This window comes from Pseudomonas sp. GL_139_B (assembly GCF_057834475.1).
On the sequence record NZ_CM174403.1, the window covers coordinates 3,400,828 to 3,414,678 of the forward strand.

At 60.5% G+C, this 13,851-nt stretch carries 14 protein-coding genes; 9 read left to right on the forward strand and 5 right to left on the reverse strand.

Annotated elements, in window-relative coordinates; genetic code table 11:
- Positions 1 to 37 precede the first annotated feature (37 nt).
- A complete protein-coding gene (locus tag AC3ISI_RS15435; protein ID WP_489332699.1) occupies positions 38 to 1,099 on the reverse strand; it encodes an alpha/beta fold hydrolase in 1,062 nt (353 codons plus the stop codon).
- A 323-nt stretch (positions 1,100 to 1,422) separates the two neighbouring features.
- Between AC3ISI_RS15435 and AC3ISI_RS15440 the strand changes: the two genes are divergently transcribed.
- Together AC3ISI_RS15440 and AC3ISI_RS15445 are read left to right on the forward strand one after the other, a co-directional pair.
- On the forward strand, positions 1,423 to 2,178 hold the full coding sequence (locus tag AC3ISI_RS15440; protein WP_007944727.1) for a response regulator: 756 nt from the start codon (positions 1,423 to 1,425) through the stop codon (positions 2,176 to 2,178).
- Positions 2,179 to 2,321: 143 nt separating this feature from the next.
- Positions 2,322 to 2,543, forward strand: a complete 222-nt coding sequence (locus AC3ISI_RS15445; RefSeq protein WP_489332700.1) for a hypothetical protein — start codon at positions 2,322 to 2,324, stop codon at positions 2,541 to 2,543.
- A 64-nt stretch (positions 2,544 to 2,607) separates the two neighbouring features.
- Here the strand turns inward: AC3ISI_RS15445 and AC3ISI_RS15450 are convergent, their stop codons facing one another.
- Together AC3ISI_RS15450 and AC3ISI_RS15455 are read right to left on the reverse strand one after the other, a co-directional pair.
- On the reverse strand, positions 2,608 to 4,044 hold the full coding sequence (locus tag AC3ISI_RS15450) for an FAD/NAD(P)-binding protein (protein WP_489332701.1): 1,437 nt from the start codon (positions 4,042 to 4,044) through the stop codon (positions 2,608 to 2,610).
- A gap of 131 nt (positions 4,045 to 4,175) precedes the next feature.
- The gene (locus tag AC3ISI_RS15455; protein ID WP_489332702.1) at positions 4,176 to 4,739 is read right to left on the reverse strand and encodes a helix-turn-helix domain-containing protein; all 564 of its coding nucleotides are present in this window, start codon (positions 4,737 to 4,739) and stop codon (positions 4,176 to 4,178) included.
- Here AC3ISI_RS15455 and AC3ISI_RS15460 point away from each other — a divergent pair.
- The 7 genes from AC3ISI_RS15460 (at position 4,734) to AC3ISI_RS15490 (ending at position 12,083) form a co-directional block, all read left to right on the forward strand.
- Positions 4,734 to 5,753, forward strand: coding sequence for a DMT family transporter (locus AC3ISI_RS15460; protein WP_489332703.1), 1,020 nt, complete (start codon positions 4,734 to 4,736; stop codon positions 5,751 to 5,753). The genes AC3ISI_RS15455 and AC3ISI_RS15460 overlap by 6 nt on opposite strands.
- Positions 5,754 to 6,019: 266 nt before the next feature.
- Positions 6,020 to 8,938: a monovalent cation/H+ antiporter subunit A gene (locus tag AC3ISI_RS15465; RefSeq protein ID WP_489332704.1), complete on the forward strand. Its 2,919-nt coding sequence runs from the start codon at positions 6,020 to 6,022 to the stop codon at positions 8,936 to 8,938.
- The gene (locus tag AC3ISI_RS15470) at positions 8,938 to 9,282 is read left to right on the forward strand and encodes a Na+/H+ antiporter subunit C (RefSeq protein ID WP_007944721.1); all 345 of its coding nucleotides are present in this window, start codon (positions 8,938 to 8,940) and stop codon (positions 9,280 to 9,282) included. The genes AC3ISI_RS15465 and AC3ISI_RS15470 overlap by 1 nt, the downstream gene beginning before the upstream one ends.
- Positions 9,279 to 10,964 carry a monovalent cation/H+ antiporter subunit D gene (locus tag AC3ISI_RS15475; RefSeq protein ID WP_489332705.1) on the forward strand — a complete coding sequence of 562 codons (1,686 nt, stop codon included), beginning with the start codon at positions 9,279 to 9,281 and terminating at the stop codon, positions 10,962 to 10,964. The genes AC3ISI_RS15470 and AC3ISI_RS15475 overlap by 4 nt, the downstream gene beginning before the upstream one ends.
- Entirely contained in the window at positions 10,961 to 11,449 is a 489-nt protein-coding gene (locus AC3ISI_RS15480) for a Na+/H+ antiporter subunit E (RefSeq protein WP_489332706.1), read from the forward strand. The genes AC3ISI_RS15475 and AC3ISI_RS15480 overlap by 4 nt, the downstream gene beginning before the upstream one ends.
- On the forward strand, positions 11,446 to 11,724 hold the full coding sequence (locus AC3ISI_RS15485; RefSeq protein WP_489332707.1) for a K+/H+ antiporter subunit F: 279 nt from the start codon (positions 11,446 to 11,448) through the stop codon (positions 11,722 to 11,724). The genes AC3ISI_RS15480 and AC3ISI_RS15485 overlap by 4 nt, the downstream gene beginning before the upstream one ends.
- A complete protein-coding gene (locus AC3ISI_RS15490; protein WP_489332708.1) occupies positions 11,721 to 12,083 on the forward strand; it encodes a Na+/H+ antiporter subunit G in 363 nt (120 codons plus the stop codon). The genes AC3ISI_RS15485 and AC3ISI_RS15490 overlap by 4 nt, the downstream gene beginning before the upstream one ends.
- Positions 12,084 to 12,209: 126 nt before the next feature.
- On the opposite strand, the gene AC3ISI_RS15495 is transcribed toward AC3ISI_RS15490, so the two are convergent.
- Both AC3ISI_RS15495 and AC3ISI_RS15500 read right to left on the reverse strand, forming a co-directional pair.
- Positions 12,210 to 12,647 carry a DUF3995 domain-containing protein gene (locus tag AC3ISI_RS15495; protein ID WP_489332709.1) on the reverse strand — a complete coding sequence of 146 codons (438 nt, stop codon included), beginning with the start codon at positions 12,645 to 12,647 and terminating at the stop codon, positions 12,210 to 12,212.
- Between the two features lie 84 nt (positions 12,648 to 12,731).
- A complete protein-coding gene (locus AC3ISI_RS15500; RefSeq protein ID WP_489332710.1) occupies positions 12,732 to 13,748 on the reverse strand; it encodes an ABC transporter substrate-binding protein in 1,017 nt (338 codons plus the stop codon).
- Positions 13,749 to 13,851: the final 103 nt, after the last annotated feature.

Here is a 13,851-nt window from a genome sequence, read left to right on the forward strand (position 1 = left end):
ACGCCGCCATCGCGAGCACGCTCGCTCCCACAGTGGTTTATAGGTGATCAGCGTCAATGATCGCTTTGGCAAAGGCCTGCGGGTCTTCCTGCGGCAAGTTATGGCCGATGCCGCCATTGATCAGTCGGTACTCATACTTGCCGGTAAAGCGCTTGGCGTAATCCTCGGCCGCCGGGTGCGGTGCGCCGTTGGCGTCGCCTTCCATGGTGATGGACGGCACCGTGATCGAAGGTGCCCTGGCCAGTTGCTGCTCCAGCGCTTCGTATTGCGGTTCGCCTGGAACCATGCCCAACCGCCAGCGGTAGTTGAAGATTGTGATGGCGACGTGGTCGGGGTTGTCCAGGGCCGCTGCACTGCGGTCATAGGTTGCGTCGTCGAAGGCCCATTTCGGGGACGCCAGTTGCCAGATCAACTTGGCGAAGTCGTGGCGGTTTTTTTCGTAACCGGCCTGGCCGCGTTCGGTGGCGAAATAAAACTGATACCACCATTGCAACTCAGCCTTGGGCGGTAGCGGGTTCTTGCCTGCGGCCTGATTGCCGATCAAGTAGCCGCTCACCGACACCAGCGCCTTGACCCGCTCCGGCCACAGCGCCGAGACGATGTCCGCCGAACGCGCACCCCAGTCGTAGCCGCCGAGCACGGCCTGCTTGATCCTCAGCGCATCCATGAAGTCGATGACGTCACTGGCCAACGCAGCGGGTTGGCCGTTACGCAGAGTCTTTTCAGACAGGAAATGCGTGTCGCCGTAACCCCGTGCATACGGGATCAATACCCGATACCCCTTGGCTGCCAGCAACGGTGCCACTTCGCTATAACTGTGAATGTCGTAGGGCCAGCCGTGCAGCAGAATCACCACCGGGCCATCGGCGGGCCCCGCCTCCGCGTAAGCCACATTCAGCAAGCCAGCCTTGACGTGCTTCAGCGGACCGAACGGGGTGTAAGCGCCCGCACTGGCCACCACCGACTCGGCGGTCGTGGTGCCGGCTTGCGCATTGGCAGCGCCAAGGGCACCGAACTGCATCAGCGCGAAAGCGAGCATTGTCGGCGCCATAAAGCGCCTGCGCGATGCGGTTTTACGGCTCAACACATTTATCTTCATGGTGATTTCCCTACAAGTCATTGATCTGTTGTTTTGAACGACGTAGTGGATGGATCAACCGCGTTCGGGACGGCGAAGAAGCTGGCGGCAACGAGTGTGTTCCAGTTCATGATGAATACCTCAGGGTTGCGATAGGCGGTGGGTGTGAGGCAAGTCGTGTTGTCTCGATGGAAGCCATTTAATCGCCCGCAGGTATCTACCATGTGTCGTCAAAACCGCCTTATTAAGGCGTAAGGTGTCAAACAGGACGCCTGATACAGTGCGATACAAATCCCCGCACCGGCCCGTGATGCGTACCGTGCGAACAACCAGAGGGTTGAGTAATGGAGCATGTGAATCACATTCTGATCGTCGATGACGATCGCGAGATTCGTGAGCTGGTGGGTAATTACCTGAAGAAAAACGGCCTGCGCACAACCGTGGTGGCCGACGGCCGGCAGATGCGCCATTTTCTGGAAGCCAATCAAGTCGATTTGATTGTGCTGGACCTGATGATGCCCGGCGATGACGGCCTGGTGCTGTGCCGCGAATTACGCGCAGGCAAACACAAAGCCACACCGATCCTGATGCTCACCGCGCGCAACGACGAAACCGATCGCATCCTCGGTCTGGAGATGGGCGCCGACGATTACCTGACCAAACCTTTCGCCGCCCGCGAGCTGCTGGCGCGGATCAACGCCGTATTGCGCCGCACGCGGATGCTGCCGCCCAACCTGCTAATCACCGAAACGGGCCGGCTGCTCGGCTTCGGCCGCTGGCGCCTCGACACAACGGCGCGCCACTTGCTGGATGAAGACGGCACGATGGTCGCCCTCAGTGGCGCGGAATACCGCTTGCTGCGCGTGTTCCTCGATCACCCGCAACGCGTACTCAGCCGTGACCAGTTGCTCAACCTGACCCAGGGCCGCGATTCTGACCTGTTTGACCGTTCCATAGACTTGTTGGTAAGCCGTTTGCGCCAACGCTTGCTGGATGATTCACGCGAACCGACCTACATCAAGACCGTGCGCAGCGAGGGCTATGTGTTCTCTTACCCGGTGGAGTTGCTTGGCGCAGAATCGGGATCTACACCAAAATGAAGATTCCATGTGGGAGCGAGCCTGCACACCTCGCTGACAGGGATCAACGCTCTCGATAACGACTATGCCCAAGGGTGTTTTTTCATCACCTGGCTCCAGCACTACAGTGGCGACATCTTCTCCCCACGCTCTGGAGCAACATCATGAAAAGCCTCATCGGTCTGGGTTTCGCCCTGTCGGTTCTTGGCGCAACATCCGCCATCGCGGCGCCACACGCCACCTCCCAGGTAGTCGCCGTTAAAGTCAGCCAACCGGCCACACTCAATGTGAACACTGTTGGAAGCGATCATAAAGACAGTCAGCCGAACACACTGTATGTCGCTGAAAACCGTCCTGAATTCGGCTCGAAATATCAACGCTATTGATCAACGGCTTTGCCCCGCTTGAACAAGAAACCCCGGGTAGATCCGATCTACCCGGTTTTTTTTGTTAAACGCAATCCCCGACGAGGCGCGCCGCCAGGGCTTTAGCCTGTAGGGCTACGTCGGTGACTGCCGTGCTTTCCCACCACATCCCGCGCAACGGGGGCCCCATGGCAAACAGCCGTTGGGCGACCTGGCCATCGGCGCCCAATACGGCACCGTCGACAGCCGCTGCAATTCCCAATGCCAACGGTCCTGGCAGGATCAATCCACGCGCCAACAGTTGCTGTGGCAGCGGTCGGGCGACCCGACGCCAGTCATATTCGATACCACTGGAGTTGATCAATGCCGAGCCGCGCACCACACAAGTGCCGGCCTCGCCACGGCGGCGAATGCGGATGCTGACTCCGCCCTGCGACGCCGGCTCAAGCCCCTTGAACGACGCCGCCTGAATCCGCAACCGCCCTTCCCTATGCAAGCGCTCCACCAGGGCGGCACTCAAGGGTGGCGAGCGGTGGTGATGACTTTCCCACCACGGCCGGACATGTCGCACAAACTGCTGCCGCTGCCGGTCTGTCGCCTGATTCCACAACCGGCCAATGTGTGCCCGAACGGTGTCGAGTGGTGCTTGCCAGTCGATGCCTTGAGCTATAGCGTCCCGGCAATGACGACGCAGTTCGCGCACCAACTGGCGTGGTGTGCGAATGCTGTGATCGTCAGCCAAAAAGTCTACCCAGGCCGGTGGTTGCCGGCGCACATGCGGCAGCAAGCCGTGACGAGAAAACACTTCGATTGGCCCGCGATGCCCAGCTTGTTCCAGCGACACCACGGCATCGACCATGGTCAGGCCCGAACCGATGATCAGCACCGTCGACTGTGGATCGAGCTGGCGCATGGCGGCGACATCCCACGGATCCAGCGCTGCGGCGTTCAAACCGCTGGACTCTTTCTGTGGTGTGCGCGCCGCAGGAAACATCCCGGTCGCCAACACCGCATGAGCGCCCTGCAAGCGTTGCCCGTCACTCAATGTCAGACGAACCGAATCGTCGTCCGCTTGCAGATCGATCACTTCGGCTTGTACATGCTCGACTGTTGAGCCATTCAGTGCCCCGACGGCTTGCGCTTCGATCAGACGTTGCTGCACGTACACACCGAACAGGCCCCGTGGCGGGAACAACTCACTGATCGGCACAGATTGCTCCGCCGATTCAGGCCAGCCACCGGCGGCGATGTGTGCGGTCAGCCATTGCGTCAGGTCATCGGCGTTGTCCGGCTCGACGCTCATCCGCGCCGCGTTGCCATTCAGCGTATGGCCCAACTCAACTGCGCTGTAGGCCTCGCCTCGACCGAGCTCTGCACGGGGTTCGATCACCAATACCGAACGACGGCCAGGCAAGCGCAGCAATTGCGCCGCCAGCATCGCGCCGCTGAGGCCGCCGCCGATGATCAGAATGTCTGCGTGACGGGTGGCGTCAATCGTCTGCGCGCTTTTGATTTCGCTCATGCCCTGCTCGAAGGTTAATGGTTGCCGGAATGGAAAGATGCTGCGTGCCACCTTAATGTATTGCTCTCCAGCAACAAATCCCTCCTTGGTAGGAGAGAGGCTGCCCGCGATGGCGTCTATGCAGTCATCAGTCAGATCACCACATTGCGCACAAACCGCGCCGCCACCGGCCCATCATTGCGATAGCAATGCGGCTGGTTGCTGGCAAACATAAAGAACTCACCGGCGGCAATGTGCTGCGGCGTGTCGCCCAGCATTAGAGTCAGGCAGCCTTCGAACACGTAGATCTGTTCGCTCCAGCCCTCGGCATCCGGCTGCGACGGATAAATTTCCCCCGGTTGCAGGCACCATTCCCATTGTTCCACTTCGCGAGTCGCGGTGGCCTTGGACAGTAAAACGGCTTTGCTGCCGGGGATTAATCCGGCCCAGGCCACTTCGTTGATGCGGCTCGGGTCGCGGGCATCCGGGGCCTGGATCAAATCGCTGAACGCCACGTCCAGCGCCTGGGCCACGCGATCGAGGGTGGTCAGGCTGACATTCTTTTCGCCGGCCTCCATAGCCACCAGCATCCGGCGACTGACTCCGGACTTTTCGGCCAGCGCGGTCTGACTCATGTCGGCGGCGTGGCGCAAACGCCGAACGTTCTGGCTGACGTGCTGGAGGACCGAAGCCCGTTGCGGGGAATCTTTGTGCACTATATTGCTCACTCGGTGGGGTTGGGCAGTATACTGCGCAACATTCGGCGCATTGTGCGTCCCCCTCAGGTAGCGTGCAAGGTCATGACGTCGGCAAACTCTTCCCCCCGTTTCTTACGGCTCAGCAAAGCCGAATGCGTGCTGGTGCTGATTACCATGGTGTGGGGCGGCACCTTTTTGTTGGTGCAGCACGCAATGACCGTCAGCGGCCCGATGTTTTTCGTCGGCCTGCGCTTCGCCGCTGCGGCGAGCCTCGTTGCGCTGTTCTCCTGGCGCCACCTGCGGGAACTGACCCTGTTCGAACTCAAGGCCGGGGCCTTCATCGGCGTGGCGATCATGCTCGGTTACGGCTTGCAGACGGTCGGTTTGCAGAGCATTCCCAGCAGCCAGTCGGCGTTTATCACGGCGTTGTACGTGCCCTTTGTGCCGTTGCTGCAATGGATGGTGTTGGGGCGACGTCCGGGGTTGATGCCGAGCGTCGGGATCATGCTGGCGTTTACCGGGTTGATGCTGTTGTCGGGACCTTCCGGCGCTTCGTTCAATTTCAGCCCCGGTGAAATTGCCACGCTGATCAGCGCCATCGCGATTGCCGCGGAGATCATTCTCATCAGCACCTACGCCGGTCAGGTGGATGTGCGTCGGGTCACCGTGGTGCAATTGGCGACCACGTCAGTGCTGGCGTTTTTGATGGTGGTGCCCACTCAGGAACGCATTCCGGACTTCTCCTGGCTGCTGCTCTGCAGTGCGTTGGGTCTGGGCGCGGCGAGTGCTGCGATTCAGGTGGCGATGAACTGGGCGCAGAAAAGTGTTTCACCGACGCGGGCGACGTTGATTTATGCGGGAGAACCGGTGTGGGCCGGGATTGTCGGGCGGATTGCCGGAGAGCGGCTGCCAGCGATTGCACTGGTTGGCGCGGGGTTGATCGTGGCGGCGGTGATTGTGAGTGAGTTGAAGACCAAGGGTAAGGGTGTCGCGGCGGAGGAGTTGGAGCGGGAAACGTCGGTAGAACCTTGATAACTCGGTTGCCGGATAGATCGCTTTCGCGAGCAGGCTCACTCCTACAGTTGATCGCGGTGTACTCGGATCTATGCGTACACCAAATACCTGATGTAGGAGTGAGCCTGCTCGCGATGGGGCCGCAACGGTTTAAACCGACTCTTTGAAATAATGTGAATCAGCCTTTTACCGTCTACCGTGAAGGATTCTGCGACAGCATGGCGTTTGGCGATCTGGGGAGTGGCACGTATGATGCTTAACAAACTTCCGCAGATTAGAAGCCTATGTCCCTGATAGTTCTACTGCTTCTGCCTTTTATCGGCAGCTGTCTGGCAGCCGTTCTGCCGCACAACGCGCGTAACACTGCGCCCCTGCTGGCTGGCTTGATCGCACTGATCGGCACGGTTCAGATCGCGTTCTTGTACCCGCAAATCGCCCATGGCGGCGTGATCCGCGAAGAATATTTCTGGCTGCCAAGCCTCGGTCTGAACTTCGTCTTGCGCCTGGACGGGTTCGCCTGGCTGTTCTCGATGCTGGTGCTGGGCATCGGCACGCTGGTCTCACTGTACGCACGCTACTACATGTCGCCGGACGATCCGGTGCCGCGGTTTTTTGCGTTTTTCCTGGCTTTCATGGGTGCCATGCTTGGGCTGGTGATTTCCGGCAACCTGATCCAGATGGTGTTTTTCTGGGAGCTGACCAGCCTCTTCTCATTCCTGCTGATCGGTTACTGGCACCACCGCAGTGACGCACGACGCGGCGCCTACATGGCGCTGATGGTCACGGGAGCGGGCGGCTTGTGCCTGCTGACGGGGGTCATGCTCCTCGGCCATGTAGTCGGCAGCTACGACCTGGACAAGGTCCTGGCCGCTGGCGATCTGATACGCGCACATGCGCTCTACCCGCTGCTGTTACCCCTGATCCTGATCGGCGCCTTGAGCAAAAGCGCGCAATTCCCTTTCCACTTCTGGTTGCCCCACGCGATGGCGGCACCGACACCGGTCTCGGCCTATCTGCACTCGGCGACCATGGTCAAGGCCGGGGTGTTTCTGCTGGCACGGCTTTGGCCTTCGCTGTCCGGCAGCGAAGAATGGTTCTACATCGTCAGCGGCGCCGGTGCTTGCACCCTGTTGCTGGGTGCGTACTGCGCGATGTTCCAGAACGACCTCAAAGGTTTGCTGGCCTACTCGACCATCAGCCATCTGGGCCTGATCACTCTGTTGCTGGGCTTGAACAGTCCGTTGGCGGCCGTGGCCGCGGTGTTCCACATTCTCAACCACGCCACCTTCAAGGCCTCGCTGTTCATGGCCGCCGGGATCATCGACCACGAAAGCGGCACCCGCGACATTCGCAAGCTCAGCGGCCTGATCAAACTGATTCCGTTCACCGCCACCCTGGCCATGGTCGCCAGCGCCTCGATGGCCGGCGTGCCGCTGCTCAACGGTTTCCTCTCGAAAGAAATGTTCTTTGCCGAAACCGTGTTCATCAATGCCACGGCCTGGGTCGAGTGGAGCCTGCCGATTGTCGCGACCATCGCTGGCACGTTCAGCGTCGCCTACTCACTACGCTTCACCGTCGACGTGTTCTTCGGCCCGACCGCCACCGACCTGCCCCATACCCCGCACGAGCCTCCGCGCTGGATGCGCGCACCAGTGGAATTGCTGGTGTTTACCTGCCTGATTGTGGGGATATTTCCGGCGCAAGTGGTCGGTTCCATACTGGCCGCCGCGGCCCTGCCGGTGGTGGGCGGCACCCTGCCTGAATACAGCCTGGCGATCTGGCACGGTTTGAACGCGCCGATGATCATGAGCCTGATCGCCATGTCCGGCGGCATCGTGCTCTACCTGCTGTTGCGCAATCAGCTCAAGCGCGGGCGCTTCAAGTACCCGCCGATCATTGGCCGCTTCAACGGCAAGCGCCTGTTCGAGCGCAGCCTGGTGATCATGATGCGCCTGGCCCGTCGTCTGGTGCGACGGATCAGTACCCATCGCCTGCAAACCCAATTGTTCCTGATAGTCCTCGCCGCCGTGTTGGCCGGTTTGATTCCGATGTTGCACAGCAGCCTGAGCTGGGGCGACCGGCCGAAAATTCCTGGTTCGATCGTCTTCGTAACCCTCTGGTTGCTGGCGATTGTCTGTGCCCTCGGCGCGGCGTGGCAGGCCAAGTATCACCGGCTCGCGGCCCTGACCATGGTCAGCGTCTGCGGCCTGATGACCTGCGTAACGTTCGTCTGGTTCTCCGCGCCGGACCTGGCACTGACGCAACTGGCGGTCGAAGTGGTGACCACGGTGTTGATCCTGCTGGGCTTGCGCTGGCTGCCACGAAGGATCGAAGAGGTCTCTCCACTGCCGAGCAGCCTGCGCAAGGCACGCATCCGGCGTATCCGCGACTTGCTGTTGTCGACCGTGGTCGGTGGCGGCATGGCCTTGCTGGCCTACGCGATGCTGACGCGCCAGACGCCCAACGACATTTCCTCGTTCTACCTCAGTCGCGCCCTGCCCGAAGGTGGCGGCAGCAACGTAGTCAATGTAATGCTGGTGGACTTCCGTGGCTTCGATACCCTCGGTGAAATCACCGTGTTGGTGGCCGTGGCCCTGACCGTGTTCGCCCTGCTGCGACGCTTCCGCCCTCCAAAAGAAAGTCTGCAGCTACCTGCGCAGCAACGCTTGTTGGCACCGGACGTGGTCACCGATCTGGTCAACCCGCGCCACGCCAGCGACACGGCGCTGGGTTTCATGATGGTCCCGGCGGTGCTGGTGCGCCTGCTGCTGCCAATTGCCCTGGTGGTGTCGTTCTACTTGTTCATGCGCGGGCACAACCAACCGGGTGGTGGTTTTGTCGCGGGGCTGGTGATGTCGGTGGCATTCATCCTGCAATACATGGTCGCCGGCACTCAGTGGGTCGAGGCGCAAATGAGCCTGCGACCGCTGCGCTGGATGGGCACCGGGTTGCTGTTCGCCACGGTCACGGGGCTTGGGGCCATGGCGGTCGGTTATCCATTCCTGACCACCCACACCTGGCATTTCACCCTGCCGGCACTGGGTGACATTCACATCGCCAGCGCCTTGTTTTTTGACATCGGCGTGTATGCCGTGGTGGTCGGTTCGACGCTGTTGATCCTCACCGCCCTCGCCCACCAATCGGTTCGCGGCCACAAAACCGCAGCTCAGCCTAAACCCGTCGCCACGCAAGGAGCCGTCTGATGGAAGAAGTCATCGCAATCGCCATCGGCGTTCTTGCTGCGTCCGGCGTCTGGCTGATCCTGCGGCCACGGACCTTTCAGGTGGTGATGGGCCTGTGCCTGCTGTCCTATGGCGTCAACCTGTTCATCTTCAGCATGGGCAGCCTGTTTATCGGCCGAGAGCCGATCATCAAGGACGGCGTGCCGCAGGACCTGTTGCACTACACCGACCCCCTGCCGCAAGCATTGGTGCTGACCGCCATCGTAATCAGCTTCGCCATGACCGCACTGTTTCTGGTGGTACTGCTCGCTTCCCGGGGCTTGACCGGGACCGACCATGTCGATGGCCGGGAGCCTAAAGAATGAATGCGATGACGCACCTGATCGCCGCACCGATTCTGCTGCCGCTACTGACCGCTGCCATCATGTTGATGCTCGGCGAGAAACACCGTCCGCTGAAGGCCAAGATCAACCTGTTCTCCAGCCTGCTCGGCCTGGGGATTTCCGTGTTGCTGTTGCAGTGGACACAAACCACCGGCGTGCCGGGTTCCATCGGCGTGTACCTGCCGGGCAACTGGCAAGTGCCGTTCGGCCTGGTACTGGTGGTCGATCGGCTGTCGGCCTTGATGCTGGTGCTGACCGGGATCATCGGCGTCAGCGCCTTGCTCTTCGCCATGGCCCGTTGGGACGGCGCCGGTTCAAGCTTCCACGCGCTGTTCCAGATTCAATTGATGGGGCTGTACGGCGCGTTCCTGACCGCCGACCTGTTCAACCTGTTCGTATTCTTCGAAGTACTGCTGGCGGCGTCTTACGGCTTGATGCTTCACGGTTCCGGCCGGCCGCGCGTGTCGGCGGGGTTGCATTACATCTCGATCAACCTGTTGGCGTCGTCGCTGTTCCTGATTGGCGCGGCACTGATTTACGGGGTCACCGGCACCCTGAGCATGGCCGACCTGGCGCTGAAAATCCCGCTGGTACCCGACGCTGATCGCGGCTTGCTGCATGCCGGCGCGGGAATTCTCGCGGTGGCGTTTCTGGCCAAGGCCGGGATGTGGCCACTGAACTTCTGGCTGGTGCCGGCCTACTCTTCGGCCAGCGCGCCGGTGGCGGCCATGTTCGCGATCATGACCAAAGTGGGCGTCTACACCTTGCTGCGCTTGTGGACGTTGCTGTTCTCCGGTCAGGCCGGTGCATCCGCCTACTTTGGCGGCGACTGGCTGATCTACGGCGGCATGGCGACCATCGTCTGCGCGGCACTGGCGATTCTGGCGGCCCAACGCCTTGAGCGCATGGCCAGCCTGAGCATTCTGGTGTCGGCCGGGATTCTGTTGTCAGCCATCGGCTTCGCCCAACCGAACCTGATCTCGGCGGCGCTGTTCTATCTGGTCAGCTCGACACTGGCGTTGAGCGCGCTGTTTCTGCTGGTCGAGTTGATCGAGCGTTCCCGTTCGGTCAATGAAATACCGCTGTTCGATGACGCCGACCTGATTGCGCGACCGATACCTTCCTCGCAACCGCTCAAAGGCACCAACCTCGATGACGATCAGAAAGCCGTGGTCGGCCAGGTGATTCCCTGGACCATGGCCTTTCTCGGCTTGAGCTTCATTGCCTGCGCACTGTTGATTATCGGCATGCCGCCACTCTCCGGGTTCATCGGCAAACTCAGCCTGCTCAGCGCCCTCCTCAACCCGCTGGGTTTGGGCAATGGCGCAGGCGAACCGGTGTCGAACGCGGCGTGGGGATTGCTGGCCCTGTTGATTTTGTCGGGGCTCGCCTCGCTGATCGCGTTTTCGCGCCTGGGTATCCAGCGCTTCTGGACCCCGCAAGAACGTCCATCGCCATTACTGCGCCGTTTTGAGTGCGTGCCGATCTTTGTGCTGCTTGGGCTGAGCATAGCGCTGACGTTCAAGGCCCAACCGCTGCTGCGTTACACCCAGGCCGCCGCCGATGCCTTGAACAACCCGCAGCAATACGTGATGGCTGTGCTCAATACCCGCGCTGTGCCAAGCCCGGAAGCGAAGGCTGCGATGTTGGAGGCGCAACCATGAAACGACTGTTTCCTGCTCCCTGGTTGTCGCTGGCGCTCTGGCTGTTGTGGCTGGTGCTGAACCAGTCGATCAGTCCGGGCAACCTGTTGCTTGGTGCGATATTGGGTTTCTGTGCGCCGCTGATGATGCGCAGGTTGCGACCGTTGCCGATTCGTATTCGTCGCCCTGGGGTGATCCTGCGCTTGCTGCTAGTGGTCGGTCGCGACGTGGTGGCGTCCAACCTCGCTGTGGCCTGGGGTGTGCTGAACGCCGGTCGCCGACCGCCCCGCTCGCGCTTCATCAAGGTGCCATTGGACTTGCGCGACGCCAACGGCCTCGCCGCGCTGTCGGCGATCTGCACCGTGGTCCCTGGCACCGTCTGGTCGGAATTGGCGCTGGACCGCAGCATCCTGTTGCTGCATGTGTTCGATCTGGATGACGAAGCGCTGTTCATCCAGCACTTCAAGGCGACCTATGAGCGCCCCTTGATGGAGATCTTCGAATGAGTGCATTGCTGTCGAACGCAGTCCTGCTGAGCCTGTTCATGTTTTGCGTGGCAATGATCCTGACGCTGATCCGCCTGTTCAAAGGGCCATCGGCCCAAGACCGGGTTCTGGCCCTGGATTATCTGTACATCATCGCGATGCTGATGATGCTGACGCTGGGCATCCGTTATGCCAGTGATACCTACTTCGAGGCGGCGTTGCTGATCGCCCTGTTCGGTTTCGTCGGCTCGTTTGCGCTGGCGAAATTCCTGCTGCGAGGTGAGGTGATCGAATGAATAGCGAACTGTCGCTGTGGGTTGAGATTCCAGTGGCGATCCTGCTGCTGCTCAGCAGTCTGTTTGCGCTGATCGGCGCCATTGGCCTGGTGCGGATGAAGGATTACTTCCAACGCATGCACCCACCGGCACTGGCCTCGACGTTGGGCGCGTGGTGTGTGGCACTGGCGTCGATCATTTACTTTTCCGCGCTCAAGTCCGAGCTGGTACTGCATGCCTGGCTGATTCCGATTCTGTTGGCGATTACCGTACCGGTGACCACCTTGCTGCTGGCTCGGGCGGCGCTGTTTCGCAAACGCATGGCCGGGGATGATGTGCCGGCTGAGGTGAGCAGTCGACGGAGGGAGAGCGGGAGTTAAGCCCGGAGAAATTGTTTGACTGGACTGGCCTCATCGCGAGCAAGCTCGGCTCCTACAGTGATCTGCGCCGTGATACCGATTCAGTGTGGGAGTGAGCCTGCTCGCGATAGCTGTAGCCCTCGCAACTCAAATCCAGGCCACTGCCAACAACCCGGCCCCCAACACCACACACAACGGCGAATACACCCAGGTATCGAGCCGGGCGAACGTCGAATCCTTGACCTCTTTGAAGAACCCCACCAGGTTCGAATCGCCTATCGCACGAGCGAAAATCAGTATCGCAATGGCGCTGATCACCCATTGCAGCCACCCGTCATGCACTGCAGGCAAACACAGCCCGACTCGCAGGCACACCAGCATGGCGATCAACAGCAGCCCCGCCGCCACCAGCAACGTCACCCAACCCGATGGCTTGAACGCCGGCCTTGATTGCCCGCCGCCCTCCCCGGGCACTCGCGGCACCGCCGCCTCGCTGCCCCACTTGCCGCCCGACGCCCAATACACATGAACCAGGCTGATAATCAAAAAGATTGAAGCCATCCACTGCGCGACCATCAAACTCATATTCGGGCATCCATCCAGTGGGAGCAAATTTGCTCCGGGCGGTGACAGCGATACTCGGAAAAATACAATCGTGTGAGATGCGGTTTACTTCAGACCGGCGGAGACTTTATCAGCCACCTCCTCTGGCAGCCAGGCCTCCCAGATCTGCGGGTACGCTTTCATGAACGCTTCCGCCGCCTGGCGTGGCGGGGTGTGTTTTTCGCTCATCTGGGCCAGGGCCTTGTTCAGTGGATCGATCGGCAAATTGACTTTGCTGAAAAACTCGGCGATTTGCGGGTACTGTTTTTGAAACGGCGCAGACACACCGATGGACAGCTTTGAGGGCAGTGAACGTGTCGGCCTGGGATTGGAGTTGTCGGCGTCGGTCAGGGTTTTCCAGGCTTCGGCATCGAAGGGTGGCTCTTCCAGCTGAATCAGCTTGAAGCGTCCGAGCAAGGGCGTCGGTGACCAGTAATAGAACAGAACCGGTTTACCCCGATGGATCGAGGACGTGATTTCTGCGTCGAGCGCCGCCCCGGAGCCACTGCGAAAGTTCACATAGCTGTCGTTCAGCCCATAGGCGGTGAGTTTCTGCTTGTTGACCACTTCCGACGTCCAGCCGATCGGGCTGTTGAGGAAGCGCCCCTTGCCCGGGGTTTCCGGGTCGGCGAACACGTCTTTGTATTTGGGCAGGTCGCTGACACTGTGCAGCTCCGGCGCCAGCGGCTTGATGCCTTTGGCCGGGTCGCCCTTGATCACATATTCAGGGACCCACCAGCCCTCGGTCGCGCCCTTGACCGTATCGCCCAGGCTCGCGACCTTGCCTTCAGCCTCTGCCTTGACCCAGACCGGACTGCGACCGGCCCATTCTTCACCAATGACCTGAATGTCATTGTTGGCCAGCGCGGTTTCCAAGGTGATCGTGGTGCCCGGCAAGGTATCGGTCGGCAGCCCGTAACCCTTCTCGACGATGATTCGCAGGATATCGGTGATCAGACTGCCGCTTTCCCAATTCAGGTCGGCAAAGTGGATCGGTGCCTGTGCCGCGAATACCGGAACGGGTAAGGTCAATAACCCGAAACTGGCCAACGACGCCACCAGCAATCGTCGAAATCCTTTCATGCTTTTGCACCTCGTGCTGTTCACAGCAATAGCAGGATGGCCTGATAAAGACCGCAAGCCTCAAAATATTCAGTCAATTGACTGTAGTAGAGGATCCTGATGT

Coding starts and splice junctions, on each gene's coding strand:
- AC3ISI_RS15435 (WP_489332699.1), bottom strand. CDS start 1,099: ATGAAGATAAATGTGTTGAGCCGTAAAACCGCATCGCGCAGGCGCTTT.
- AC3ISI_RS15440 (WP_007944727.1), top strand. CDS start 1,423: ATGGAGCATGTGAATCACATTCTGATCGTCGATGACGATCGCGAGATT.
- AC3ISI_RS15445 (WP_489332700.1), top strand. CDS start 2,322: ATGAAAAGCCTCATCGGTCTGGGTTTCGCCCTGTCGGTTCTTGGCGCA.
- AC3ISI_RS15450 (WP_489332701.1), bottom strand. CDS start 4,044: ATGAGCGAAATCAAAAGCGCGCAGACGATTGACGCCACCCGTCACGCA.
- AC3ISI_RS15465 (WP_489332704.1), top strand. CDS start 6,020: ATGTCCCTGATAGTTCTACTGCTTCTGCCTTTTATCGGCAGCTGTCTG.
- AC3ISI_RS15470 (WP_007944721.1), top strand. CDS start 8,938: ATGGAAGAAGTCATCGCAATCGCCATCGGCGTTCTTGCTGCGTCCGGC.
- AC3ISI_RS15475 (WP_489332705.1), top strand. CDS start 9,279: ATGAATGCGATGACGCACCTGATCGCCGCACCGATTCTGCTGCCGCTA.
- AC3ISI_RS15480 (WP_489332706.1), top strand. CDS start 10,961: ATGAAACGACTGTTTCCTGCTCCCTGGTTGTCGCTGGCGCTCTGGCTG.
- AC3ISI_RS15485 (WP_489332707.1), top strand. CDS start 11,446: ATGAGTGCATTGCTGTCGAACGCAGTCCTGCTGAGCCTGTTCATGTTT.
- AC3ISI_RS15490 (WP_489332708.1), top strand. CDS start 11,721: ATGAATAGCGAACTGTCGCTGTGGGTTGAGATTCCAGTGGCGATCCTG.
- AC3ISI_RS15495 (WP_489332709.1), bottom strand. CDS start 12,647: ATGAGTTTGATGGTCGCGCAGTGGATGGCTTCAATCTTTTTGATTATC.
- AC3ISI_RS15500 (WP_489332710.1), bottom strand. CDS start 13,748: ATGAAAGGATTTCGACGATTGCTGGTGGCGTCGTTGGCCAGTTTCGGG.